17 protein-coding genes are annotated in these 23405 nt (G+C 62.1%); 8 read left to right on the forward strand and 9 right to left on the reverse strand.

Annotated elements, in window-relative coordinates; all coding sequences use genetic code 11:
* Positions 1-44 precede the first annotated feature (44 nt).
* The 5 genes from FHS92_RS05435 (at position 45) to FHS92_RS05455 (ending at position 8563) form a co-directional block, all read left to right on the forward strand.
* Entirely contained in the window at positions 45-3692 is a 3648-nt protein-coding gene (locus FHS92_RS05435) for a PAS domain S-box protein (protein WP_184078184.1), read from the forward strand.
* Positions 3693-3919: 227 nt separating this feature from the next.
* The gene (locus FHS92_RS05440; RefSeq protein ID WP_425506227.1) at positions 3920-6019 is read left to right on the forward strand and encodes a catalase; all 2100 of its coding nucleotides are present in this window, start codon (positions 3920-3922) and stop codon (positions 6017-6019) included.
* A gap of 67 nt (positions 6020-6086) precedes the next feature.
* Positions 6087-6530 (forward strand): hypothetical protein, encoded by a 444-nt coding sequence (locus tag FHS92_RS05445; RefSeq protein ID WP_184078186.1) that lies wholly within the window; start codon positions 6087-6089, stop codon positions 6528-6530.
* 46 nt (positions 6531-6576) lie between these two features.
* The gene (locus tag FHS92_RS05450; protein ID WP_246351765.1) at positions 6577-7500 is read left to right on the forward strand and encodes an NAD(P)/FAD-dependent oxidoreductase; all 924 of its coding nucleotides are present in this window, start codon (positions 6577-6579) and stop codon (positions 7498-7500) included.
* A 181-nt stretch (positions 7501-7681) separates the two neighbouring features.
* Positions 7682-8563, forward strand: a complete 882-nt coding sequence (locus FHS92_RS05455) for an OmpA family protein (RefSeq protein ID WP_184078190.1) — start codon at positions 7682-7684, stop codon at positions 8561-8563.
* 141 nt (positions 8564-8704) lie between these two features.
* Here the strand turns inward: FHS92_RS05455 and FHS92_RS05460 are convergent, their stop codons facing one another.
* From FHS92_RS05460 to FHS92_RS05485, 6 genes are all read right to left on the reverse strand, one after another.
* Entirely contained in the window at positions 8705-9574 is an 870-nt protein-coding gene (locus FHS92_RS05460; protein ID WP_184078192.1) for an HTD2 family dehydratase, read from the reverse strand.
* A 7-nt stretch (positions 9575-9581) separates the two neighbouring features.
* Complete coding sequence (locus FHS92_RS05465; protein ID WP_246351766.1) at positions 9582-11243, reverse strand: acyl-CoA dehydrogenase family protein; 1662 nt, start codon at positions 11241-11243, stop codon at positions 9582-9584.
* Positions 11243-12469, reverse strand: a complete 1227-nt coding sequence (locus tag FHS92_RS05470) for a CoA transferase (RefSeq protein ID WP_184078196.1) — start codon at positions 12467-12469, stop codon at positions 11243-11245. The genes FHS92_RS05465 and FHS92_RS05470 overlap by 1 nt, the downstream gene beginning before the upstream one ends.
* A 15-nt stretch (positions 12470-12484) precedes the next feature.
* Positions 12485-13969: a 3-hydroxyacyl-CoA dehydrogenase gene (locus FHS92_RS05475; RefSeq protein ID WP_184078198.1), complete on the reverse strand. Its 1485-nt coding sequence runs from the start codon at positions 13967-13969 to the stop codon at positions 12485-12487.
* The gene (locus FHS92_RS05480; protein ID WP_184078200.1) at positions 13966-14766 is read right to left on the reverse strand and encodes an enoyl-CoA hydratase-related protein; all 801 of its coding nucleotides are present in this window, start codon (positions 14764-14766) and stop codon (positions 13966-13968) included. The genes FHS92_RS05475 and FHS92_RS05480 overlap by 4 nt, the downstream gene beginning before the upstream one ends.
* A gap of 137 nt (positions 14767-14903) precedes the next feature.
* Positions 14904-15887: an IclR family transcriptional regulator gene (locus FHS92_RS05485; protein ID WP_221230887.1), complete on the reverse strand. Its 984-nt coding sequence runs from the start codon at positions 15885-15887 to the stop codon at positions 14904-14906.
* Positions 15888-15950: 63 nt separating this feature from the next.
* Here FHS92_RS05485 and FHS92_RS05490 point away from each other — a divergent pair, with 63 nt between their 5' ends.
* The gene (locus FHS92_RS05490) at positions 15951-17105 is read left to right on the forward strand and encodes an acyl-CoA dehydrogenase family protein (RefSeq protein ID WP_184078202.1); all 1155 of its coding nucleotides are present in this window, start codon (positions 15951-15953) and stop codon (positions 17103-17105) included.
* Positions 17106-17192: 87 nt separating this feature from the next.
* A complete protein-coding gene (locus FHS92_RS05495; protein ID WP_184078204.1) occupies positions 17193-18407 on the forward strand; it encodes an acetyl-CoA C-acetyltransferase in 1215 nt (404 codons plus the stop codon).
* Positions 18408-18452: 45 nt separating this feature from the next.
* On the opposite strand, the gene FHS92_RS05500 is transcribed toward FHS92_RS05495, so the two are convergent.
* The 3 genes from FHS92_RS05500 to FHS92_RS05510 form a co-directional block, all read right to left on the reverse strand.
* Positions 18453-19124, reverse strand: a complete 672-nt coding sequence (locus tag FHS92_RS05500) for an SDR family NAD(P)-dependent oxidoreductase (RefSeq protein ID WP_184078206.1) — start codon at positions 19122-19124, stop codon at positions 18453-18455.
* 137 nt (positions 19125-19261) lie between these two features.
* Positions 19262-21544, reverse strand: a complete 2283-nt coding sequence (locus FHS92_RS05505; protein WP_184078208.1) for a xanthine dehydrogenase family protein molybdopterin-binding subunit — start codon at positions 21542-21544, stop codon at positions 19262-19264.
* Between the two features lie 2 nt (positions 21545-21546).
* Entirely contained in the window at positions 21547-22008 is a 462-nt protein-coding gene (locus tag FHS92_RS05510; RefSeq protein WP_184078210.1) for a (2Fe-2S)-binding protein, read from the reverse strand.
* Positions 22009-22369: 361 nt separating this feature from the next.
* Here FHS92_RS05510 and FHS92_RS05515 point away from each other — a divergent pair, with 361 nt between their 5' ends.
* Complete coding sequence (locus tag FHS92_RS05515; protein WP_184078212.1) at positions 22370-23299, forward strand: ketopantoate reductase family protein; 930 nt, start codon at positions 22370-22372, stop codon at positions 23297-23299.
* The last annotated feature ends 106 nt before the right edge of the window (positions 23300-23405 follow it).

Here is a 23405-nt window from a genome sequence, read left to right on the forward strand (position 1 = left end):
TTGCGGCAGGTTCGGATCCGACTCTCGATACTACTCATGGAGTCATGGTGACGATCGCGACCGACAGATTTTCCTTTTTGTCCAACGGCGGAGAAATGGCCCGCCGCATCGCGGCCCACGACTGGAGTGCTACTCCAATCGGCGCGATAGAAGGCTGGCCACAAAGCCTCTGTCACACGGTCGGGCTTATGTTGCCAAGCCCTGTCCCCCTCGTTCTGCTGTGGGGCGAGCAAGGGGTGATGATCTACAACGACGCCTATTCCGTGTTCGCGGGCGGGCGCGACAGCCGATTGCTGGGATCCTGCGTCCGCGAAGGCTGGGACGAGGTGGCCGACTTTAACGACAATGTCATGCGTGTGGGCCTCGGTGGCGGCATTCTGAGCTATCGTGACCATGAACTGACCCTCCACCGAAATGGGCGCGCCGAACGCGTCACGATGAACCTCGATTATTCGCCGGTCATGGGCGATGACGGGCAGCCGGGCGGAGTTCTTGCGGTCGTGGTCGAAACGACCGAAGCCGTCCGCACCCGCACCGCCCTCGAAGAGAGCGAGAACCGGCTCCGTTTCCTCGATGCGTTGGGCCGGGACATAACCGACTGCCGCGACGCCGATGAGGTCCTCTCCATTACCACCCGGAAAACAGCACAACACCTTGATATTTCCTGTTGCGCCTATGCCGACATGGATGAGGACGAAAACGGCTTTACCATTCGGGGCGACTGGTCGGCGCCGGGTTCTCCGTCCATTGTCGGCCATTACAGCCTGGCCGATTTCGGCACACGTGCGGTGCGGGAACTGTCCGCCGGTCGCCCGCTCATCATCAATGACAATGCAGAAGAGCTCGAACCGGCCGAGGCGAAGACGTTCCAGGACATCGGGATAGCCGCAACCATCTGCATGCCGCTCATCAAGGCAGGTCGATTAACGGCGCTGATGGCGATCCATGACAAGGCGCCGCGGTGCTGGTCGGATTATGACCTCGCCCTGATCCGTGAGGTAACGGAACGCTCATGGGCCCATATCCAGCGCGTCAGCGCGGAAGGAACCCTCCACGAACGGGAAACCTATAATCGCCAGATCCTCGAAAGCGCGATCGACTATGGTATCGTCGCCACCGACATGGACGGGCGGGTCACGCTCTGGAACCGGGGCGCGCAGTACATGCTCGGCTGGACCGAAGCCGAAATGCTCGGCCGCACGATGGCGACCTTCTTTACGCCCGAGGATCGCGCGCTCGACCGCCCCCTCGCCAAGCGCCAGGAAGCGCTGGACTTCGGGCGTGCGCACGATGCGCGCTGGCATCTGCGCAAATCGGGCGACCGCTTCTGGGGCCTGAGCGAAATGAGTCCGCTGCGCGACGAGCGCGGCGCACCCATCGGCTTCGTCAAGCTGATGCGCGATCGCACGCAGGAACATGAGGCACAGGAGGCATTGAGGCGCAGCGAAGAGAGTCTCCGGCTTGCCCAGGCAGCGGGGGGCGTGGGACTGTTTGCGATCGACGTGCGCGCCAATACGGTAAGCGGCACCGAGGAGTTCTACCGCATCTTTGGTCTGGAACCCTGTGCACAGATCCCCACCGCTGTGATCGAGAATATGGTCATCGCCCAGGATCGTGAGATCGTCTCGGACGAAGCCCGCCGCCGCACAGGAAGCGCCCCGCTGGATGTCGAATACCGCATTCGTCGCCCCGATACCGGCGAAGAACGCACCATAGCGCGCCGCGCCGAGTTCGAGCGCGACGATGCGGGCGAACCCCTGCGCCTCGTCGGTGCGGTCCAGGACGTGACCGAACGCCGGCGCATCCTGGCCGCCCTGGAGAAGAGCGAGGCGCAGTTCAGCGCACTCGCCCAGAAAATGCCCAATCAGGTCTGGACCGCACGCGCGGACGGGCTGGTCGATTGGTTCAACGATCAAGTTTTTGCCTATAGTGGCGTGGAGCGCGGAACGCTGGACGGCGGCAACTGGACGCGGATTGTCCATCCCGAAGATTTGCCCCAGGCCGAGGACAGATGGGCCACGGCCATTGCCACCGGCAAAACCTATGAAACCGAGTTCCGACTTCGCAATGCCGCCGGTGAATATCGCTGGCATCTCTCACGCGCGGTGCCTCTGAACGATGCCTGGGGTGGCGTGACGGCTTGGGTTGGCACCAACACGGAGATCGATGCGCAGAAGCGCGCCGAAGAAGCTTATGCGCAGGAACGGGAACGGCTCTGGACGATCAGCCAGGACCTGCTCCTCGTTTGCGACTATGATGGCCGCATAACGGCGATCAATCCCTCTGCCGAGCGGCTGCTGGGCTGGAGTCCGCAGGAACTGGTCGGTCAGCGCATTACCGATTTTGTCCATCCCGAGGACCGGGACACGACTGCCAACGAGCTGTCGCGACTGGCGGCCGGGGTCTCGACCCTGGCCTATGAAAACCGATACCGCACCAAAGACGACCGCTACCGCCTGTTCGCCTGGACTGCGGTTCCGGACGGAATGCGCATTCATGGCGTTGGACGGGACATCACCGAACAACGCGCTGTCGAAGACGCACTCCGGCAAAGCCAGAAAATGGAAGCCGTGGGCCAGCTTACCGGCGGCATCGCGCATGATTTCAATAATTTGCTGCAGGGGATCACCGGCGGACTCGACATCATGCAGAGCCGCCTGCTGCAGGGCCGCACGGACGACCTCGACCGCTGGCTCAAAGGCGCGCGCACTTCGGCCGAACGCGCTGCCGCGCTCACCCATCGATTGCTCGCCTTCTCACGCCGCCAGCCGCTCGATCCCAAGCCGGTGCGCGCCAACCCTCTCGTGACCTCGATCGAAGATCTGCTGCGCCGGACGCTGGGCGAGCAGGTACAGCTGGAACTGGTCCTCGCGGGCGGATTATGGCCGACACGCTGCGATCCCAACCAGCTCGAAAGTGCCATCCTCAATCTCGCGATCAATGCCCGCGACGCCATGCCCGACGGCGGCAAGCTGACCATTGAAACGTGCAATGCCCATCTCGACCGCCTGTACGTCGCCCAACAGCGCGACGTGAAACCCGGCCAGTATATTTGCATCTCCGTAACAGATACCGGCGAAGGCATGAGCCGCGACATTATTGAGCGCGCGTTTGAGCCATTCTTTACCACCAAGCCCATCGGCCAGGGTACCGGCCTGGGCCTCTCGATGGTCTATGGCTTCGCCCGCCAGTCGGAAGGCTATGCCCGCATCTACTCCGAAGTGGGGCAAGGCACGTCGATCAAGATCTATCTCCCCCGCGATTTTGGTGAGGAGGAGCAGCCCGAAGCCAGCACCACACTCGCCGACGCCCCGGGGTCCGACGCCGGAGAAGTCGTACTGGTGGTGGAGGACGAACCAGTCGTGCGCGGCCTCATCCTCGAAGTGCTTGGCGAACTGGGCTATCGCGCACTTGAAGCCGATGATGGCCCGAAGGGCCTCGACATCCTCCAGTCGCGCCGCCGCATCGACCTGCTGATCACGGATATCGGCCTGCCCGGCCTTAACGGGCGGCAAGTCGCGGACGCCGCGCGGGTGAAGCGCCCCAACCTCAAAGTGCTGTTCATGACAGGCTATGCCCAAAACGCGGCCGTCGCGTCCGGCTTTCTGGAACCCGGCATGGCGATGATCACCAAGCCATTCCCGATGGACGCCCTCGCCAGCCGGGTAAGGGAGATCATCGAAACCCGGTGAACGCTTCGCTCCAGCGGCTCGTGGTCGGCAAGAGACACACCGTTTTATGAATGTCCGGAACCGATTTCCCTCACCGTCCGGCGCCGGGATACCATAATTTTCTCACCTCGCGCACGCGGATGGTTGGATCACCTGCGATGGGAGAGCTGCGTGCGTTTATTTCGTAAGGCCCTGAACTTCCTTACGCCCCGCCGAGTTATCTTGATATCACATTCAGGAGACGGCCGGTGAGTACACGTGCAATCGATACGACGACGGGAACGGGTGGCGAGACGCACCAGCAGGTAGGCGTGAAAAGTGATCATTCTGACGGTGAAGCGCACCTCACCACCAATCAGGGGATCCGTGTTTCCGACAATCAGAACCAGCTGAAGGCCGGGGCGCGCGGCCCGGTGCTGCTCGAAGATTTCGTGTTGCGCGAGAAGATCTTTCACTTTGACCACGAGCGGATCCCGGAGCGGATCGTTCACGCCCGCGGTTCAGCGGCGCATGGCTATTTTGAGCTGTATGAAAGCCTGTCCGACATCAGCAAGGCCGACATTTTCCAGCGTGCGGGTGAAAAAACTCCCCTGTTCACGCGCTTCTCGACAGTTGCGGGTGGGTCCGGCTCGGTTGATACGCCGCGCGACGTGCGCGGTTTCGCGGTCAAGTTCTACACCAAGGAAGGTAACTGGGATCTTGTGGGCAACAATATCCCGGTCTTCTTCATCCAGGATGCCATCAAGTTCCCGGATCTTATCCACTCGGTGAAGATGGAGGCCGATCGCGGCTACCCACAGGCCGCCAGTGCGCATGACACCTTCTGGGATTTCATCTCGCTGATGCCGGAATCGACCCATATGATCATGTGGGCGATGTCGGACCGGACCTTGCCGCGCACGCTGCGCACAATGGAAGGCTTTGGCATCCACACCTTCCTGCTGGTCAACGCCGAAGGCAAAACGACCTTCGTCAAGTTCCACTGGAAGCCCAAGCAGGGGCTGGCGTCGACGATCTGGGACGAAACCGTCAAGATTGCGGGTGCCGACCCAGACTTCCAGCGCCGCGATCTGTTCGAGGCGATCGAGCGGGGCGATTTCCCCGAGTGGGAGCTGGGCATTCAGGCGTTCGACCAGGAATTTGCCGACAGCCTCCCGTTCGACGTGCTCGATTCCACGAAGATCATTCCGGAAGAAATGCTTCCCGTGCGGATGATCGGGCGCATGGTGCTCGACAGGAACCCGGACAATTTCTTCGCGGAGACGGAACAGGTTGCCTACTGCCCGGCGAATATTGTGCCTGGCATCGATTTCAGCAACGATCCCCTGCTGCAGGGCCGCCTGTTCTCCTATCTCGACACGCAGCTCAAGCGCCTTGGCTCTACCAATTTCCACCAGATCCCGATCAATGCGCCCAAATGCCCGGTGATGAACTTCCAGCGCGACGGGCATATGCAGATGCAAGTACCCAAGGGGCGCGCCAATTACGAGCCGAACAGCCTGAGCGAGGCTGGCGAAGACGGCGGACCGCGCGAATGTCCGATGACCGGCTTCTCCACCTCCCCCGGCCGTGCTGAGGAGGACGAACAGGGGGACAAGCTGCGCATCCGCCCAGAAAGCTTTGCCGACCATTACAGCCAGGCCCGGATGTTTTTCCGTTCCCTCGATGACGCGGAGCAGGCGCATCTCGCGTCCGCGTTGGTGTTCGAGCTGTCGAAGGTGGCGCTGGAGCATATCCGCAAGCGCGTATTGTCCAACATCGTCAACGTTGACGCAGATCTCGCGGCGCGCGTTGCCAACGGGCTGGCGATGGAGGTGCCGGAAGCCTCAGCGACGGCTGCGCCCATCCAGGATATGGATCCCTCTCCCGCGCTGCGCATCATCAGCGGGCCACGCGAACGGGCCACGATCGAGGGCGGCAAGTTCGGCGTACTGGTCGCCGATGGTTCCGATGCGGATGAGGTCAATGCCCTGCTTTCCGCCATCGAAGATGCGGGCGGTTCCGCCCTCGTCATCGCGCCCAAGATTGGCGGCGTCACCCTGTCGGACGGTAGTCCCCTCAAGGCGGACGGACAGCTCGCGGGATCGCCTTCGGTGCTGTTCGACGCGGTGGCGGTGCTGGTGTCGGACGAAGGCTGTCAAACTTTGATGACCGAATCCGCCGCTGTGCAGTTCGTGATGGACGCATTCGGTCATCTCAAGGCGATCGCGCATAGCGACGCTGCCAAGCCTCTGCTGGAAAAAGCCGGTGTCAAACCCGACGAAGGCGTCGTGGCACCAGCCGACTTTGCGGATGCAGCTACCAAGCGATACTGGGCGCGCGAACCCAAGGTCCGCATGCTCGCCTGACGCACCGGGAAGCGCGCCGGGCCCGGCGCGCTTCTGTCCCTTACAGGCCTCGAACGAGGAACCAAGAATGCCAAGCGATCTTTCCAATGTCCAAACGCTGATGATGTGGCCGTGGACCCAGACGAAGAACAATGGGGACTGGCTGACAATGATGCGCGAGGCTCAGGAGGTGGTCACCGCACGGATGCCGACCCTGTGGAAGGCGTTCTTCTTCCCCTTCGAGGCCGATTATACCGAAATCGGCCTCATGTGGTCCGAAAAGACAAAGGCGTTCGACCAGTCATCCAGCGCGATGGAAAGCGCCGGACGCAGCGTTGAGCACGCCGCCGAGAAGCAGCAGGGCGTCATGGCGAAGGCGCGCGGTGGCGGGACGGTCACTTTTGGCGATATGCTGGAGATGTACCAACGCAATCTCGCCGCCATGACGGCGCTGGCCGCTTTGCCCACGGCCGTGCTGAAACCGATCAGCACGAAGGTCAGCGCCAATGCCAAGCGGCTGGGGCAGAAATGACGTTGGATCGCCCGATGATGCCCCACCCCCCAGACGGATCAACGGCTTGAACGCTTCGGCGGGAGACCCTTGGCATTGCGCGATCATCGGCGGGGGCCCGGCGGGGCTGACGGCCGCCATCTATCTTGCCCGGTTCAATCTGCGCACGATGGTCATCGACGCCGGTGACAGCCGCGCGGCGCTCATTCCGCTGACCCGAAACCATGCGGGATTTCCGGAAGGCATTTCCGGCGAGGCGCTGCTTCAACGCATGCGCGACCAGGCCATCAAATATGGCGTCCAGATCGTTCAGGCCAGGGTGGAGGGCGTGGCAAAAGACGGTGCGGATTTTCGGGTCCGATACCAGCAATCCGAACTGGTGGCGCATTCCGTACTGCTCGCGGCCGGGGTACACAATCATCGCCCGGATATGGCAGATGACGTCCACGATGACGCCTTGCGACGCGGCTTGTTGCGCTATTGCCCGATCTGCGACGGTTACGAGGTGAAGGATCGCCGCGTTGCTGTTCTCGGCAGCGGCGAGCATGGTGCCAAGGAGGCCTTGTTTTTGCGGTCCTACACCAAGGATGTGACCCTCATCTGCCCCGATGGACCTCACGCCTGCTCGGACAGCGATGCCCGCGTCACACAGGCGGGAATTGTCATGGTCGACGGGCCATGCACGGGAATTTCGATCCGTGATGACAGCATCCAGCTCGATGTGGGCGGACGGACGCTATCCTTCGATGCGCTCTACCCTGCGCTGGGATCGAAGGTGCGCTCGGATGTCATTCGGGCTCTCAAACCGCATATGTCCGAAGAGGGCTGCATGATTGTCGATGCGCATCAAAGGACGGATATAGCTGGTCTTTATGCCGCTGGCGACGTCGTACTGGGACTGGATCAGATCAGCCACGCTATGGGTGACGGAGGCGTTGCGGCGACCACGATCCGCAATGATCTCGACGAACGACTGACGCTCTGGCGCTGACGGCAGCGCCAAACACCCACTGCCCCCGCTCATCCTCCTTCTGCCAAGCTGCGGAGCTTTCGGTTCGTCGCACAGCAGGCCCGAAGCATCGAGATGACCGGGCCATTAACTGATCCATTCATCTGAGCGAAAGGCTGGCCTGAACAGGCAAGTAGGGTGGTATAATTGAAGGAGTAGCCTGATGAATGTCGTTTCCCGTACCCCCAAAACCCTTTTAATGCTCGCCATGCTTGCCAGCACGGCGTCCGTCAGCGCCGCCGCACAGGCGCAGGAGTCGACCGACGCTCCGTTGTCTGTGAATGTTACCGACACGTCCCCGCCCGAAGCAACGCCGTCGACCCGTGGTCCGCAGCTTGAGGGCATCATCTCCGGGCGCGACGAGGAAAGGGTGCGCGTCACGGCCGCTGACGGAACGAGCACGATTGTCACGGTCAACAGCGCTACGCAGATCCGCGCAAAGGGCGGTTTTCTGGGCCTCAACCGCAGCAAGCTGGCGGCGGACTCGCTGATGAACGGCCTGCCCGTCACGGTGCGAACCTTGCAGTCAGCCAACGGCCTGCTGGCAAGCCAGATCGACCTCAAGAATCAGGATCTCAAGACGGCATCAATGATCCGCAACGGCACGTCGCAGGGCTTTGCCGAGCAGACAGCGGCGACCGGAGCGCTGCGCAGTCGGGTGGCCGACATCGGCCAGTATAATGTAAAGACCACGACCAACGTCAACTTCGATACCGGCAAAGCCGCGTTGTCTCCGCAGGCCGAAAACGACCTGTGCGCGACCGCATCGGCGGCCGAGGGGATGAAGAACGCCCTCCTTCTGGTCGTTGGCTACACCGATTCCACCGGCGACAGTGAGTTCAACCAGCGGCTGAGCGAAAAGCGCGCCGCCCGCGTCGTCAATTATCTGCAGCAGAACTGCGGCTGGAAGCCCTATCGCATGCTGACCCCGACCGGCATGTCAGAGGCGCAGCCTTTCACGGATAATGACACCCCCGAGGGCCGCGCGCAGAACCGCCGCGTGGCGGTAAACGTCCTGGTCAGTAAGGGTCTCGACGGCTTGTGACGCTCCCGGCCTGCACCGGCGGGGGCCGATCGGCGATGACGGCCGGTTCCCGCTGGTGCTTGGCGATGTATTGGCAACGATTTATGAGACATGGCGCTGGATGATCTAACTCATCGAGCGCCACGCCCGACCAGCAAAATCTTATTCTGCGTCGTCGGCCCAGCGTGCGGTTGCCGACATGGCAACGGGTCCATCCGGCCGGCAGGTCCACAGCCTCCACTCGGCACCGTCAGCGCTCGCGTTAAGGGTCAGGATGTCGTCAGCGAAAACCGGCGATTGCGCGCGAAAGGAAAAATGTGTCGCAGGCTTTCCTTTTATCCGCGCCGCAAGGTTGCAGAGCAAGGTTGCCTGCAACGGTCCGTGCACCACAAGATCGCGGTACCCTTCGACCCCGACTGCGTAATCCCGGTCGTAATGGATCCGGTGGCTGTTGAAGGTCAGTGCGGAATAGCGAAAGAGCAGCGGCGGCGAGATTGCGACGTCCTGATGCTCCTGACCGACGCCCGCAGGATCGGCCACAGGTTGCGGCGCCGTCTCCCCGGTGACCGCATCCCGATAAACGATATCCTGCCGCTCTTGCACCAGCAGCCGGGAACCGCTTTCCAGGCGGTGCTCTACCGTAACGAACACCAAGTGGCCGCTCCGTCCCGACTTGGAGCGCAGATCCACAACGCGTGACACCCTGCGGACGGCCTCCCCGATGACGATAGGGCCGTGGAATGTGACATCGCCGCCCGCCCACATCCGGCGCGGCAGTGGCACCGGGGGCAGGAAGCCGCCCTTCGCCGGGTGTCCGTCTTCCGCCAGTTCGGCCGTGGGCACCGCTGGCTGCGCGAGGCAGAAATGGATGAGCGGAGCCGCGGGCTGCCCGCGCTCCGGTGGTGGGCCGGGAAGCTCTAGCGTGGCGTGAAATTTGCGCGCAAGGTCGAGTGTCACCACGTCTTCCAGGGTCTGTTCCCTGCCGATCCATGATCGGAGGAAATCGAGATCGATGGCTACCTTGGATGTCATGCTGCGCCTACTCGCTTTCGAGCAATCGGCGAGAAATGACCTGCGCCTGAATTTCCGCTGCACCCTCGAAGATCGACAGAATGCGCGCATCGCACAAGACCCGGGAAATCGGAAATTCCAGCGCGAAACCATTGCCGCCATGAATTTGCACGGCATTGTCGGCCGCTGCCCAAGCCGTCCGCGCGGCGAGCAGCTTCGCCATGCCGGCCTCCAGATCGCAACGGCGGCCCTCATCCTTGGCTCGCGCCGCTCGATAGGTGAGCTGCCTGACAAGATGGATTTCAACCGCCATGGCGACCAGTTTATCGGCCACTCGGGGAAAAGCGATCAGCGGCTTGCCGAACTGCTTGCGGTCAAGCGCATAACTCAACCCGAGATCGAGGGCGGACTGGGCCACACCGATGGCGCGGGCAGCGGTCTGGATACGCGCTGACTCGAACGTCTGCATCAACTGGCGGAAGCCCTGCCCTTCGACGCCCCCGAGCAACCCTTCGGCGGGCACCTGGAAGCCATCGAAAGCCAGTTCATATTCCTTCATGCCGCGGTAGCCCAGCACTTCGATTTCGCCGCCGGTCAGGCCTTCGACCGGAAAGTCGTTCTGCTCGGTCGCGGGCGGCTTCTCAGCGAGAAGGATGGACAGGCCGCGATGCCCGGAGTCCGGCGAACCGGTCCTCGCAAGGATCGTCATCACATTGGCACGGGCGCCGTGTGTTATCCACGTCTTGTTGCCCGTAACAACGTACGCCTCGCCCTCCCGTACCGCGCGTGTACGCAGCGCGGCGAGGTCCGATCCGTTGTCCGGCTCGGTAAAGACGGCGGTGGGAATAATCTCACCTGCGCTAATCCGGGGCAGGAAATGCGCCTTTTGCGCGTCCGTCCCCCCGCTTATAATGAGTTCAGCGGCGATTTCCGATCGCGTGCCGAGCGAACCGACGCCGATATAGCCGCGCGACAGTTCTTCCGACACGACGCACATCGAAACCTTTGACAGGCCGAGGCCGCCAAACGCTTCGGGAATAGTCAGCCCGAAGACCCCCATCTCGGACATTTCTGCGATCAGGCTCAACGGGATATAGTCGTTCCGCAAATGCCAGCTTTGGGCGTGGGGCGTGACCTTCGCGGCGACGAAGGACTGCATCTGGTCGCGGATCGCCGCAAGCGTCTCATCCAGCCCGTCATCGCCGAACGTGCTCGTCGCGCCGCCCTTCACAAGCCATTCCGCCAGTTGCGCACGGTTCGACGCAGTGTTTCCGCCTTCGATGAGATCGTTCACGGCACCCGCCCGAAGCCGGGCGGCGTCTGCCGCATCAATGCCAAGCTCGCGCAGCCGGATCGTTTCGCCCTGGCTCATCGCGATACCACCGAAGATCTGGTCGAGAGTCTCGCCAACGCCAACTTGAACGAGCAGTCGCTCCAAAGCGCCGAACCGGTCCTCGCGATCGAGCGCATCGATATAGTCGGCCATCGCCTTTACCGTTTCGATGTACGTCGCGAGCCACGCGAGACCGTGCAGGGCGTGTTGCTGCGTGTCGGTCTCCTCTCGCGGCGAAACCGAGTTGCGCGCAAACCGTCGCGCGGCCCCGAGTATTTCATCCAGGCTGACTACCGCAGCGGCGATTGTCCCTCGCAAGGTGCAGGATTGGTCGGATCGGACGGGTGAACGTGTCATCATGGTTCCATTCGGTTGGCAACGACACCATGGTCGTGCAGGGCTCCGATCTCCGAAGCCGAAAGGCCGAGAATGTCGGCGAGCACCTCATCCGTGTGTTCGCCGAGCATGGGTGCGCGGGTCGGCACACCGCGCGCACGTCCGGTCAACGACCCGGCGGCACCCGGCGTGAGGTAACGATATCCCGAAGCGTGATCGACGGGATGCAGCACAGGATTGCCCGGACCGAACCGCGGGTCCCCCGCAAGCGCTTCGCCAAGCGTCTGATAGGGACCCCAGCAAACCCCGGCCGGATTGAACAGCGCAGGGAGATCCGGCAGCTTTCGCAATCGGACCGCCGCCTCGACCAGCGGGAACAGCCTGTCACGGTGCACGAACCGCATACCGGCGTCATGATCGAAGGACACGCCCAGTTCCTGCTCGATCGCCGCCACAGCAGCGCCGATGCCCAGCGCTGCAACAAGGCCGGTCCACTGGCGCGGTGTGAGTGCGACAATCATTACGCGTGCGCCATCGGCTGTTTCGAAATCCCGACCGAAGGCACCGTTCAGGTCATTTCCCATCCGCGGCCGGTCCTGCCCGGAAATCGTTACTTCCGCGATCTGCCCAAGATGCCCGAGGCTGGCGATCGCCAGGTCGGACAGCGGGACCTTCAGCTCTCCCCCCTGCCCGGTCGCCGCGCGTTGCCGCTCCATGGCCAGTAACGCGAAGGCCGCATATGCCCCTGCCATCAGATCCCAGGCTGGCAAGACATGATTGACGGGGACGCTCGACCCAACCGGGCCGGTCATGGCGGGGACACCGACCGCGCTGTTGACGGTGTAGTCCACTGCCGGTGTCCCATCGGCCCATCCCATCACGCGCACTGTGATGAGATCCTGCCGCTGCGCCGCCAGCTTTTCGTGAGCGAGGAACCCGCCCTCCGGAAAATTGGTCAGAAATATGCCGGATTGCTTGCCCGGAGCGGTCACGAGACGAACCGCAAGCTCCCGACCTTCGGGCCTGCGCAGATCGATCGCAATCGACTTTTTGCCCTTGTTCAGCCCCTCCCAATAAAGGCTGCGACCATTGGGCGCGATCGGCCAGCGATCGAAGTCGGGGCCGCCGCCAATGTCGTCGAAGCGGATCACTTGCGCCCCCATCTGGAGCAGATGCAACCCGCACGATGGCGCGGCAATGAACGAGGCGCCTTCGATGATCCTGAGGCCTTCAAGGATGCGATACATGGCGGCTCCCGGCTCCTAGCGTGCGACTTTTGCCGACATGCCGAGCATCGCGCGCTGCCTGAGCCAAAGGCTCGGGCGGTAGCGATCGGCGCCGGTTATGTCCTGCAGGTTGGTCAATATCCGGTGCACGGTGGGAAGCCCCATCCGGTCGGCGATGGCCAGCGGCCCAGCCGGGTAATTGAGGCCCAGTTCCATCGCCCGGTCGATGTCATCCGGCGATGCGAGACTCATTTGCGCGATCTCGCACCCCAGATTGGCGATCATGGCGAGCATCCGTGGCGCCACGAAGCCGGGCGTATCCGCGATGACATGCACCGTATAGCCGATCGTGGCCAGCCACGCGCGTGTCTCCTCCAAAACGTCGGCCGCACCAAGAGGCGCCATGATGGTCAGCGTGCCGCGATCCACCCCGGTTGCATCCATCGCGACAACGCGGTCAGGGTCCAGGCCGTCGCGTATGGCGACTGTCGCTGCGTCCTCCCCGAACACTTCAATGAGGATCGGCCGGTCCGGATCGCGCGTCGGCGTGAGACCGTAACCCTGCAATATCGAACCCAGCCCCGCCCCAAGCCTGTCGTCGGCCGTAAACGAAACGGATCGAAGATCGTCGGCCTGCGGTGCGGATACCGACCGCTGGTCGCCGTCGCCATAAGCATAAAATCCGCGTCCGGTCTTTCGACCATATCGGCCCGCCTCGACCATCAGTTGATGCAGATAGGTGGTCTTGAGGCGTGGTTCGCCCTGATACCCTTCGAAGATCAGTTTCGTGACCGGGAAGTTCACGTCGATGCCGGTAAGATCCATCAGCTCGAACGGTCCCATCCGAAACCCGCAGGCATTCCGCATGATCGCGTCGATGGTCGGTGCATCCGCCGCACTTTCCTGCAACAGATGCAGCGCCTCGGTATAATATGCGCGGCCGCCGAGATTGACGAGGAAACCAGGCGCATCGGCGACATCGATGGCGACCTTGCCGAAACGCTTCGCCGCCGCATGGGCGATCTGCAGGGTTTCAGGGTTCGTTGCCGGCCCACGGACGATCTCGACCAATCGCATGACCGGCACCGGATTGAAAAAATGCATGCCACACACACGCTCCGGTCGCGCACAACCGCGCGCGATCGCGGCGATCGACAGGGAGGACGTGTTCGTCGCGAGCACGCAGGCGGATGACACGATGGCTTCCAGAGCGACAAAAAGCGCCTGCTTTGCATCCAGCCTTTCGATGATCGCCTCCACGACCAGATCGGCCGCGTGTAGATCGGCCAGCGAGGACGCCTTGGTCAGCTTTTCGGGTGCACGGTCGACGACATCGGGCGCCAGCCGCCCCTTCTCCCCTTCCGATGTGAGCCGCGCAAAAATCCGTTCAGCGGCCGCCTCGACTGCCCCCGGTTGCTGATCGAACAGGGCGACGTCCAACCCAGCGGCGAGCGCCGTTTGCGCAATGCCGGACCCCATTGCCCCGGCCCCGACCACGCCGATCACGGCCGCCGCTTTCATCGTGCCGCCTTCGGGTTGCCGCTGCGCGATAGGATTTTCATCATCGCATCGCGCTGGTGCGGCTTCCCGAACAGATCCTCGAACCAGGGCCGCTCCGCCGCGACAGCATCTCCCACAAAACTGTTCTCGCTCAAGCGTAACGCCTTCTTGACGATGGTCATGACACCAGGAGCCATCGTGACTGCGCGCGTGGCGAGTTCGAGCGCACGGGCCTCGACACCATCATCCGCGACGACGTGCGAAACGATACCCCGTGCGGCTGCCGTAGCGGCATCGATCATGTCTCCGGTCAGCAACCAGAGCATGGCCTGCTGCCGACCGACAATGCGCGCAAGACGCTGCATACCCCCAGCTCCGGGGACGATACCGACTTTCGGCTCGGGAAGTCCGAAACGGGCGCCCTCCCCCGCCACGATCAGATCGCATTGCAACGCGAGTTCAAATCCACCGCCCAGCGCGAAGCCACGGACCGCAGCGATAATCGGTTTGGTGCAGAGCGCCATCGCATCCCACGCGACACGCAAATCGTCGAACCGCCGGTCGCCGGGTTCCAGATCGACCAGTTCGGCAAGATCGGCTCCCGCGGCAAAGGCGCGCTCATCCCCGGCAATTACGATCGCGGCGATACGAGGATCGGCCTCAGCCGCATCAAGATGGTGGGCAAGCGTGCGCCGAAGTTCCAGACTGAGTGCATTGAGCTTTTCGGGCCGATTGAGGCGCAACAGGGCGACCCCCTCGCACGGCGTGCTGCGCAAGACGACGTCGGAAACCTCGGAGTGCACATCTTGCTGGGACACGGCGTTATCCTGGATTGTCCTTTGCAGAGACGAACGACAGGTCCGCAATCTGCCCGATTTCGACCAGACCCTAATTCAAAAAATGATATTCCGCAATGCAGAATTTCCGTTCGCAGTAATTCGTGTTGGTACTTCTCTCAATAGCTGGCCGGGTGATGCAGTAGTTCGGCGGTGATGTTTGCGACCGTATGGACCAAACGCGGCCCGATCTCCTCACGGATCCGTTCCTCGGTCAGCTGGAACGCTGGCCCCGAGCAGTTGAGGGCATAAACCGTCGCGCCGTTGCCGGAGACAAGCGGGGCACCAACCCCATTGATGGTGCGCTCAAAGGTACCGAGCGAAACACAAAATCCGTTCTTTTCCAGCTCTTTGAACGCGATGTTGATCTGCTTCTTGACGTTCTGCCAGTTCGCTCCCTCCGCCCGCTGGATCCCCGACAGCAGGAAGTCGCGCTCTTTTTCCGGCAATCCAAACAGGAACGCCATCCCGAGCGCCGACTTCTGGATCGGGATACGGGCGCCGACATCCAGACGCAGGGAGACGGTCGCGCTGCCATGGGCAAGTTCGAGATACGTCATTTGCAAACGGTCGCGGTTCCCAAGGGCAACGGAAGCACCGGCGATGTCGGCCAGTTCCTGCATATGGGGTTTTGCCGTTTTGCGGATTCCGATATTGTTCAGGAACGCATATCCAAGCGCGAGAACCGGCGTACCCAGCGCGTATTTCTCATGCCGACTGCTGTATTCGAGATAGCCGAGCATCGTCAGCGTGTGCGTCAGACGCGATATTGTCGGCTTTGGCAGCCTCGTCCGTTCCGCCAGTTCCTGATTGCCCAGCAGACCATCTCCGGGTTCAAAAGCGCGCAAAACCTCAAGGCCGCGAGCGAGCGCCGTAACGAATTGGCGGTCGCCATGCGCCTCCCGATCCGTCGGCAACTCGATTAACTTTTCGAAGACTTTGCTCAAACGTCCCCTCCTCCCGATCCGATCACGCCGCAGCCTAGAACATCTGCAGCGTAATGTCATTCCACCCATCCTATACACAATTCTGCATTGCAGAATTTCATTCCATTGACGCAACAGGGGCTCCTTGGTAGGAAACGGCAGCTGGATTTCCGGCATCGCGTTTCGACGCACCGATAACCGACCGGCGATGCCGCATCGCCCATGACAAGGCACAGACCGATGGATAACGACACATTTGCTGCCCTGCGCGACGCTGTCAGGCGGTTTGTCATCGAGCGACTCATTCCGTCCGAGGACATCGTCGAATCGACCGACGAAGTTCCGGAAGCCATTATTCAGGAAATGCGGGACCTCGGACTTTTCGGCCTGACAGTTCCCGAGGAATTTGGCGGGATTGGCCTGTCCATGTCCGAAGAGGCGCAGGTCATTTACGAACTGGGCCACACCGCCCTGGCGTTCCGATCGGTGATCGGGACCACGGTGGGCATAGGCTCGCAAGGCATCGTTATCGACGGGACGCCCGAGCAAAAGGCAGAGTGGCTGCCCCGCCTCGCCAGCGGCGAAGTGGTTGCGTCCTTCGCTCTGACCGAACCGGAAGCCGGTTCCGACGCCGCGTCCCTGCGCACCGTCGCCAAAAAGGACGGCTCCGATTATCTGCTGACCGGTACGAAGCGCTTCATCACCAATGCTCCGCGCGCCGGGGTCTTTACCGTGATGGCGCGAACCGATCCCGACACGCCGGGCGCCAACGGCATCTCGGCGTTCATCGTACCCGCGAACCTGCCGGGAATTACGCTTGGTCAACCGGACCGGAAGATGGGGCAGCGCGGCACAAAAACCTGTGATGTGATCTTCGATGACTGCCGGGTACCGGCCAGCAACATTATCGGCGGTGTCGCCGGAATGGGGTTTAGGACGGCGATGAAGGTGCTCGACCGCGGGCGTATCCACCTGGCGGCGTTGGCCTGCGGCATGAGCGAGCGGCTGATCTCGGAAGCACTCGGCTACGCGACGCAGCGCAAGCAATTCGGTCAGCCGATTTCCGACTTCCAGCTGGTGCAGGCAATGCTCGCGGACAGCCGCGTGGATGCTTCCGTCGGCTGGGCCATGACGACCCAGACTGCGGCGCGTTATGATCTACGGGAGGACGTGTCGCTGGAAGCGGCCTGCTGCAAATATTTTGCCAGCGAAGCGGTCGGCCGAATTGCCGATCGTGCGGTGCAGATCCACGGTGGCGCCGGCTATATGGCGGATTTCAAGGTGGAGCGCTTCTACCGGGATGTCCGGCTGCTGCGCATCTACGAGGGGACGTCGCAAATCCAGCAACTGCTGATCGCGCGCAAAATGGTGCGCGCCTTCACCGCCGGGATGTAAACGGCAACGTGTGATCGCATTCGTACGCCCCCTCGACACGGTAGCGGACGAATGGACCTCGACCGAACACGCATGAGGAGACGATACGTGACAGAAGTCTGGATTTGTGAACCGGTAAGAACAGCTGTCGGACGCTTCGGCGGCGTATTCAAGGATCTCTCGGCCGCAGATCTTGGTAGCGCCGTCCTATCCGGCCTGCTGGAGCGAACAGGGCTGCCCGGCGCGACGGTCGACGACGTTCTTTTCGCCCAATGCTATCCCACCATGGATGCTCCTGCGGTGGGTCGCGTCGTTGCGTTGAATGCAGGCCTGCCGATCGGCGTGGGCGGTCTGCAAATCGACAGGCGCTGCGGCTCCGGCCTTCAGGCGGTCATTTATGCGGTGATGCAGGTTGCGACCGGCGCCTCGGATCTGGTGATCGCCGGTGGCGCGGAATCGATGAGTAACGCGCCCTTCTACAACACCGGTTCGCGCTGGGGCGTTAAGGGCGACGGGATCACTTTCGTCGATGCGCTGGCGCGCGGCCGCGTAACGGCAGGCGGCGAGCGCTACCCGGTGCCAGGCGGCATGCTGGAAACGGCCGAAAATCTCCGTCGTGAATACTCGATCACGCGCGAGGAGCAGGACGCCTTCGCACTGGAATCGCAGATGCGAGCGACGCGGGCACAGCAGGCCGGTCGCTTTGCCGACGAAATCATCCCTATCGACGTGCGCACCCGGCGCGGCTCGACAAGGATCGACACGGATGAGCATCCCCGCGCCGACACGACACTCGAGACGCTCGCTGCGCTGAAGCCTATCCGCGGCGGCGTAGATCCCGACGCGACCGTGACCGCGGGCAATGCCAGCGGGCAAAACGATGGCGCCTCCGCATCGATTGTCTGCAGCCGCGCAATGGCGGAACGTCACGGGCTTCAACCGTTCGCCCGGCTTGTTTCCTGGGCCGTCGCCGGTGTCGAGCCCAGCCGGATGGGCATTGGACCGGTCCCCTCGACCGAGAAGGCCCTCGCCAGGGCGCAATTGAGCATGCGTGACATCGACCTGATCGAACTGAACGAAGCCTTCGCCGCGCAGGTGCTCGCGTGCACGCGGGAATGGCGCTTCGACACATCGGATTTCGAGCGCATGAACGTCAACGGGTCGGGCATCTCGCTGGGGCATCCCGTCGGCGCGACCGGTGGACGGATTCTGGCGACATTGTTGCGCGAGATGAACCGGCGCGAAGCGCGCTACGGGATCGAGACAATGTGCATTGGCGGTGGTCAGGGCATCACCGCCATATTCGAACGCGTCGGTGCCTGACAACGAACGGCACCTGCCCCATCGTTGAGCCGGAACGGGACAGGATCAGACCCTGCCCGTCACCGGCACCAGCGCACCGGTTACCGCAGCGGCGGCGTCGGAAAGCAGAAAGGCGATGACATTCGCCAGCGCCGCTGGCGTCACCCAGCGATCGAAATCGGCATCCGGCATGTCAGCACGGTTGGCGGGCGTATCGATGATACTGGGCAAGACAGCGTTCACGCGAACGCCCTTGTCCTTCATCTCGTCGGCCAGAGCCTCGGTCAACCGCGAAACGCCCGCCTTGGAAGCGGCGTAAGCGCCCATACCCATAGCCGCCTTCTGGGAAGCGGCCGCACCGATGTTGACGATCGCTCCACCCGCTTTCTGAAGGAGCGGCAGCGCCGCGCTGGATGCGATAAGCGCGGTGCGCAGGTTCATGGCGTACAGCTTGTCCCACGTCGCCAAGTCTCCCCCGCCAACGGGTTCCCAGCGAAAACCGCCTGCCACATTAACAAGTCCCTCCAGCGACCCGAACGCGGCCTCCACTGCCGCGCAGGCATCCCGCATCGCAGCCTCATGCGTCAGGTCCACACCGCCCAGATTGAGCGTCGCCGCTCCCCCCGAAAGCGGCGCGAGATCGATCGCTGCGACGGTCCAGCCTTCGTTCGCCAGCGCTTCCACCACGGCCTTACCCAACACCCCGGCGGCCCCTGTTACCGCCACATGCTTCGTCATAACGTCCCTCCCTTATGCCGTCCGCAATACCCGCTGCGAAATGCTCGCACGCTGCCGCGCCAACGGTCAGTTCCCATCATTCGTGGACAACAGGCGGAAGCGACCGATCGGCACCCCACTCTTTCCACCTCTAGAAATCAGACAAAATTTATGTGTTTATTGAATGGCATCTCGCGAATGCGCTTGCCGGTCGCGGCAAAGATCGCATTGGCCAGCGCGGGGGCCGCAGGCGGAACCGGGGGTTCCCCGATGCCGCGGATTTCCGCACTGGTTTCGATCCCCTTCACGATGATTTCGGGACACTGCCGGAGCCGCATAGCCTCATGGACATGATAATTGGGCTGCTGGATCATCCCATCCGCGTACGTGATCTCACAGTTCATGGCATGTCCCAGGCCCCACACGACACCACCCTGCACATGATTCTCGAAATTGACGGGATCGACGATGCGGCCGACTTCCGCCGCAACGTAAACCTTCTCGATCTGTATCCCGTCGGGCGTGTTCCATACTTCCACCACTTCGGCCACGGGCGTCCCGAGCGTCGTCGCGAAGGCAACACCTCGGCCCCGATTTGGCCCCAGAGAGGAACCCCAGTTCGACATGCGCGCGACCGTTTCCAACACCCTGCGCGCTTCGGGATCGTCGGTAAGCCGCAGCCGTTCTTCCATCGGGTCGGCACCCGCGGCATGGATCAGTTCGTCCAGAAAACAATCCGCGAAAAACGCTGATGTCGACGGACCAACCGACCGCCAGGAACTGACCGGCGCAAGTTCCGGCACAGCGTAGGTGGTGACACGGAAATTGGGGATCTTGTAAGGCAGATCCCAGGCGCCCGCTGCCAACATCAGATCGGCGCCCGGGATGCTCGTTCCCAGGCGTGACATATAGGAGCGCGCGGCCGAAACAGCGGCGATGTGCAGGTCACACGTCTCCACACGCCCGTTCTTTACCGTGCCGCGCGGACGGGCCATTGCAATCTGGCGCGGATAATCGTGGGTGAAGTCCTCTTCGCGGGAGAAGGTCATTTTTATGACCTGCCCCTTCATCTGACGACCGATTTCTGCTGCGAGCTTGACGTGATCGAATTCAAGGCGGTGGCCGAAGCTGCCGCCGGCGTACTGATTGTACACATGGACGTTCTCAAGCGGCAGACCTGTAACCTCAGCCGCCTTTTGCTGCGCGATGCCAGGTGCCTGGCTGGCTGTCCAGAGATCAGCGCGGCCATCCGTCACCTTGATAACCGCGGACAGGGGTTCGAGCGGCTGATGCGCGACATAAGGCGCGCGATATTCGGCCTCGATCACCTTGGCTCCGCTGAGCGCGCGATCGACATCACCCTCGTGACGCCATTCCTTGTCGAGTCGTTCTTTCGTGAAGGACCGCCCGACTTCGGCCCAATGCGCGTCCTGATCCGGCGGATAGGGGGCCTTGCCCCATGTGAACGTAATCGCGTCGGCGGCTTGAAATGCGCGCCAGGTATTGTCCGCAATGACCGCCACGCCGTTCGGGATTTCGAGGATCGCTTTCACGCCACGCATCGCCTTTGCCTTGCTGGCATCATAGCCGAGCCGGGCCGCGCCGATACGCGGGCTTACCTTGACTGCCGCGTAGAGCATTCCCTTGAAATCGAGATCGATCCCGTACGTCAGGGTACCCGTCGATTTGGGAACGATGTCGAGGCGCTCCATCTTCTTGCCGATCAGCCGCCATTGCGAGGGATCGCGCAGAACAACATCGGTGACGGGAGACAGCTTGGCGGCATCCCCCGCGAGCTGCGTATAGGGTATTTTGGTCGCGTCAGGGAGAATGACTGCCCCGCTCGCGGTCCGCAAATCCCTGACGGGAATACCGGTGCGCTTAAACGCCGCCTCCTTCAACGTTTCGCGTGCCACCGCGCCTGCGGTGCGAAGCTTCACGAAACTGTCAATCGTGGAGCTGGATCCGCCGGTCGATTGCATCCCCATGACCTTCACCATCGCATCAGCAATGGTGCGCACCGATTCCGCCACGATACCATGATCATTTCTGAGGAATGGGACCGTTTCGCCAGCAAGTGCAGTGTTGTAATAGGCGGCGCTGGGCGTGCCCTGCGAAATTTCAAACTGGCCGAAATCCAGGTCCATCTCTTCCGCGATCAGCGCGGCCTGCATGGACGCAACCCCCTGGCCGATATCGGCATGTGGCGTGATAAGTGTGATTCCCTTGGGCGATATTTTGACCCAGGGATTGAACGTCGCTTCATCAGGGCCAAGCTGATCCCGCAATGGATTGAGGTGCGGTTTCTTGACCGTGTAATAGCCAAACGCCACGCCGCCCGCGATGACAACCGAACTTACCAGGAACGCGCGGCGCCCAATCGTTCTGGCCTTGCTGCGCGTCTTTGGGCTCGACGGTTCCGGTGTGGTTGCCGTGTCCATCTTCAGTTCCCTGAGAGGGTTGTCGCCGCAGCCTTAACGGCCGCGCGGATCCGCGGGTACGTTCCGCACCGGCAGAGATTACCCGACATCGCGTCGTCGATTTCCGCATCCGTAGGATTGGGTGTTTTCGCAAGGAACGCCGCCGCCGTCATGATTTGTCCCGACTGGCAATAGCCGCATTGAGCGACCTGATGCTCGATCCACGCCGCTTGCACCGCGTGGCGCGCGGCCGGGGTTCCAAGGCCATTGATCGTCGTGATCGGCGCATTTTGCGCGTCACCGGCGCTGATCGAACAGGAACGAACCGCCTCGCCCTTGATATGGACGGTGCATGCGCCACACAGGCCCGCGCCACATCCGTACTTGGTGCCCTTGAGTTTCAGCTCGTCGCGCAGCACCCAGAGCAGAGGCATGTCTGCCTCCACATCCACCACGTGGATTGTGCCGTCTACATTGAGTTCCATATCCGGTCTCCGTTTACCGAGTGGAAGGTCCGCAGGCTCCCCACCCAGGGGCGACATATGCCGTCGAGCCGACTTTATGTGCCATACATGGCATTCAATGTCACTCTGGTCAATTAGAGACGATGCGGCCAGACGTGTAATTCGCCGACCCGTTGCGCTCGGAGCAACCATCGTGGTTAGTCGCGGGGCACCCCGATTTGGGGCAACGGGAAAAGGCGATTGGCGCGCTCGCGACCCCGTGCGCGCGCTCCTGATCTTGACCCCCTTACGCCCATCAGTTAGAGGCTGACTTCTTTGTCATAGAATGTCACGTGGGATCGAATTGCCGACCACGGATGTGACGCATCAGCGAGGTTGGCCCATGAAAATTTTGATGTTTGGACGCGGCGCGGTCTCATCGCTTTATGGCTGGGCGCTGGAAAAGGCAGGTCACACCGTCGATTTCTATGTCCGGCCCGGTCGGATTGCGCAGCTTCCGGCAGAGCTGACTCTGGACATTTACGATCCCCGCCAAAAGAAGGCTGATCGCCATGTTACGGGATCGTGGCGGCCGAGCCTGCGGGAAGATTTGCCCGCTGACCACGATTACGGCCTCATCTTCGTGAGCGTGCATGAGCAGCAGTTCGAATCGGTGGCGACTTTCCTTGCGACACGCGCCAGCCAAGCCACCATCCTCATCTGCACGAACTTCTGGGGCGATCCGCAGAAGGCCGCCGCGAGCCTGCCGCAGGACCAGCTTGCCTGGGGTTTCCCCTCGGCTGGCGGCGGCGTCAGCGATCAGGGTGTCCTTCGCGGCGGCTTCCTGAAGAACATGACGTTCGGCACATTCGGCACAGAGCCTAGCCCGCGCGAGCGCGACGTTCGAAAACTCTTCAGCGACGCTGGGTTCGTTGTGCAGGAAAATCGGGATTTCCGTGGATTCCTGTGGACGCATTTCGCAAACCACGCGGGCCTGTCGGCACAAGTTCTGCGAGCCGGGTCGATGACAGAGGTCATGACCAATTCGCATCATGCCAAGCAGGCGATCTACAATGTGCGTGAGGCCTCGAAGGTTCTGACCGCACGCGGTGTCGACATTCGCAAGCAGGCCGAGCTTACACCCTTTCGAATTATGCCCGCCTGGCTGCTCTCATCGTTGCTACCCCTTGCCTTCCGGTCCAATCCCAGTCTCCAGGCTATGGCGGCAGGGCATACAAAGCCGCAGGAAATCGTGCAGTTTTACGATGACTTCATGGCGAACACCTTTGGCGTGTCGTTGCCAAGGCTGGAAGCCGCGAGGGCGCGGACATAGCCATCTGACACGACCCTGAACCTGTCTGCGCGTCCGGCGCGCGGATGCCATTCGGCAGCGGACATTATGCGGACGATGCATCGTGAGAGCGCCTGTACGCCGCACT

Origin of the sequence: Sphingobium subterraneum, assembly GCF_014199435.1 — a bacterium.
Taxonomy (GTDB): Bacteria; Pseudomonadota; Alphaproteobacteria; order Sphingomonadales; family Sphingomonadaceae; genus Sphingobium; species Sphingobium subterraneum.

What these genes read in the sequence shown, in the direction of transcription:
- FHS92_RS05470 (WP_184078196.1), bottom strand. Translation starts at nt 12,469, where the DNA reads ATGTATCGCATCCTTGAAGGCCTCAGGATCATCGAAGGCGCCTCGTTC.
- FHS92_RS05445 (WP_184078186.1), top strand. Translation starts at nt 6,087, where the DNA reads ATGCCAAGCGATCTTTCCAATGTCCAAACGCTGATGATGTGGCCGTGG.
- FHS92_RS05465 (WP_246351766.1), bottom strand. Translation starts at nt 11,243, where the DNA reads ATGACACGTTCACCCGTCCGATCCGACCAATCCTGCACCTTGCGAGGG.
- FHS92_RS05510 (WP_184078210.1), bottom strand. Translation starts at nt 22,008, where the DNA reads ATGGAACTCAATGTAGACGGCACAATCCACGTGGTGGATGTGGAGGCA.
- FHS92_RS05500 (WP_184078206.1), bottom strand. Translation starts at nt 19,124, where the DNA reads ATGACGAAGCATGTGGCGGTAACAGGGGCCGCCGGGGTGTTGGGTAAG.
- FHS92_RS05490 (WP_184078202.1), top strand. Translation starts at nt 15,951, where the DNA reads ATGGATAACGACACATTTGCTGCCCTGCGCGACGCTGTCAGGCGGTTT.
- FHS92_RS05475 (WP_184078198.1), bottom strand. Translation starts at nt 13,969, where the DNA reads ATGAAAGCGGCGGCCGTGATCGGCGTGGTCGGGGCCGGGGCAATGGGG.
- FHS92_RS05485 (WP_221230887.1), bottom strand. Translation starts at nt 15,887, where the DNA reads ATGCCGGAAATCCAGCTGCCGTTTCCTACCAAGGAGCCCCTGTTGCGT.
- FHS92_RS05455 (WP_184078190.1), top strand. Translation starts at nt 7,682, where the DNA reads ATGAATGTCGTTTCCCGTACCCCCAAAACCCTTTTAATGCTCGCCATG.
- FHS92_RS05515 (WP_184078212.1), top strand. Translation starts at nt 22,370, where the DNA reads ATGAAAATTTTGATGTTTGGACGCGGCGCGGTCTCATCGCTTTATGGC.
- FHS92_RS05505 (WP_184078208.1), bottom strand. Translation starts at nt 21,544, where the DNA reads ATGGACACGGCAACCACACCGGAACCGTCGAGCCCAAAGACGCGCAGC.
- FHS92_RS05460 (WP_184078192.1), bottom strand. Translation starts at nt 9,574, where the DNA reads ATGACATCCAAGGTAGCCATCGATCTCGATTTCCTCCGATCATGGATC.
- FHS92_RS05435 (WP_184078184.1), top strand. Translation starts at nt 45, where the DNA reads ATGGTGACGATCGCGACCGACAGATTTTCCTTTTTGTCCAACGGCGGA.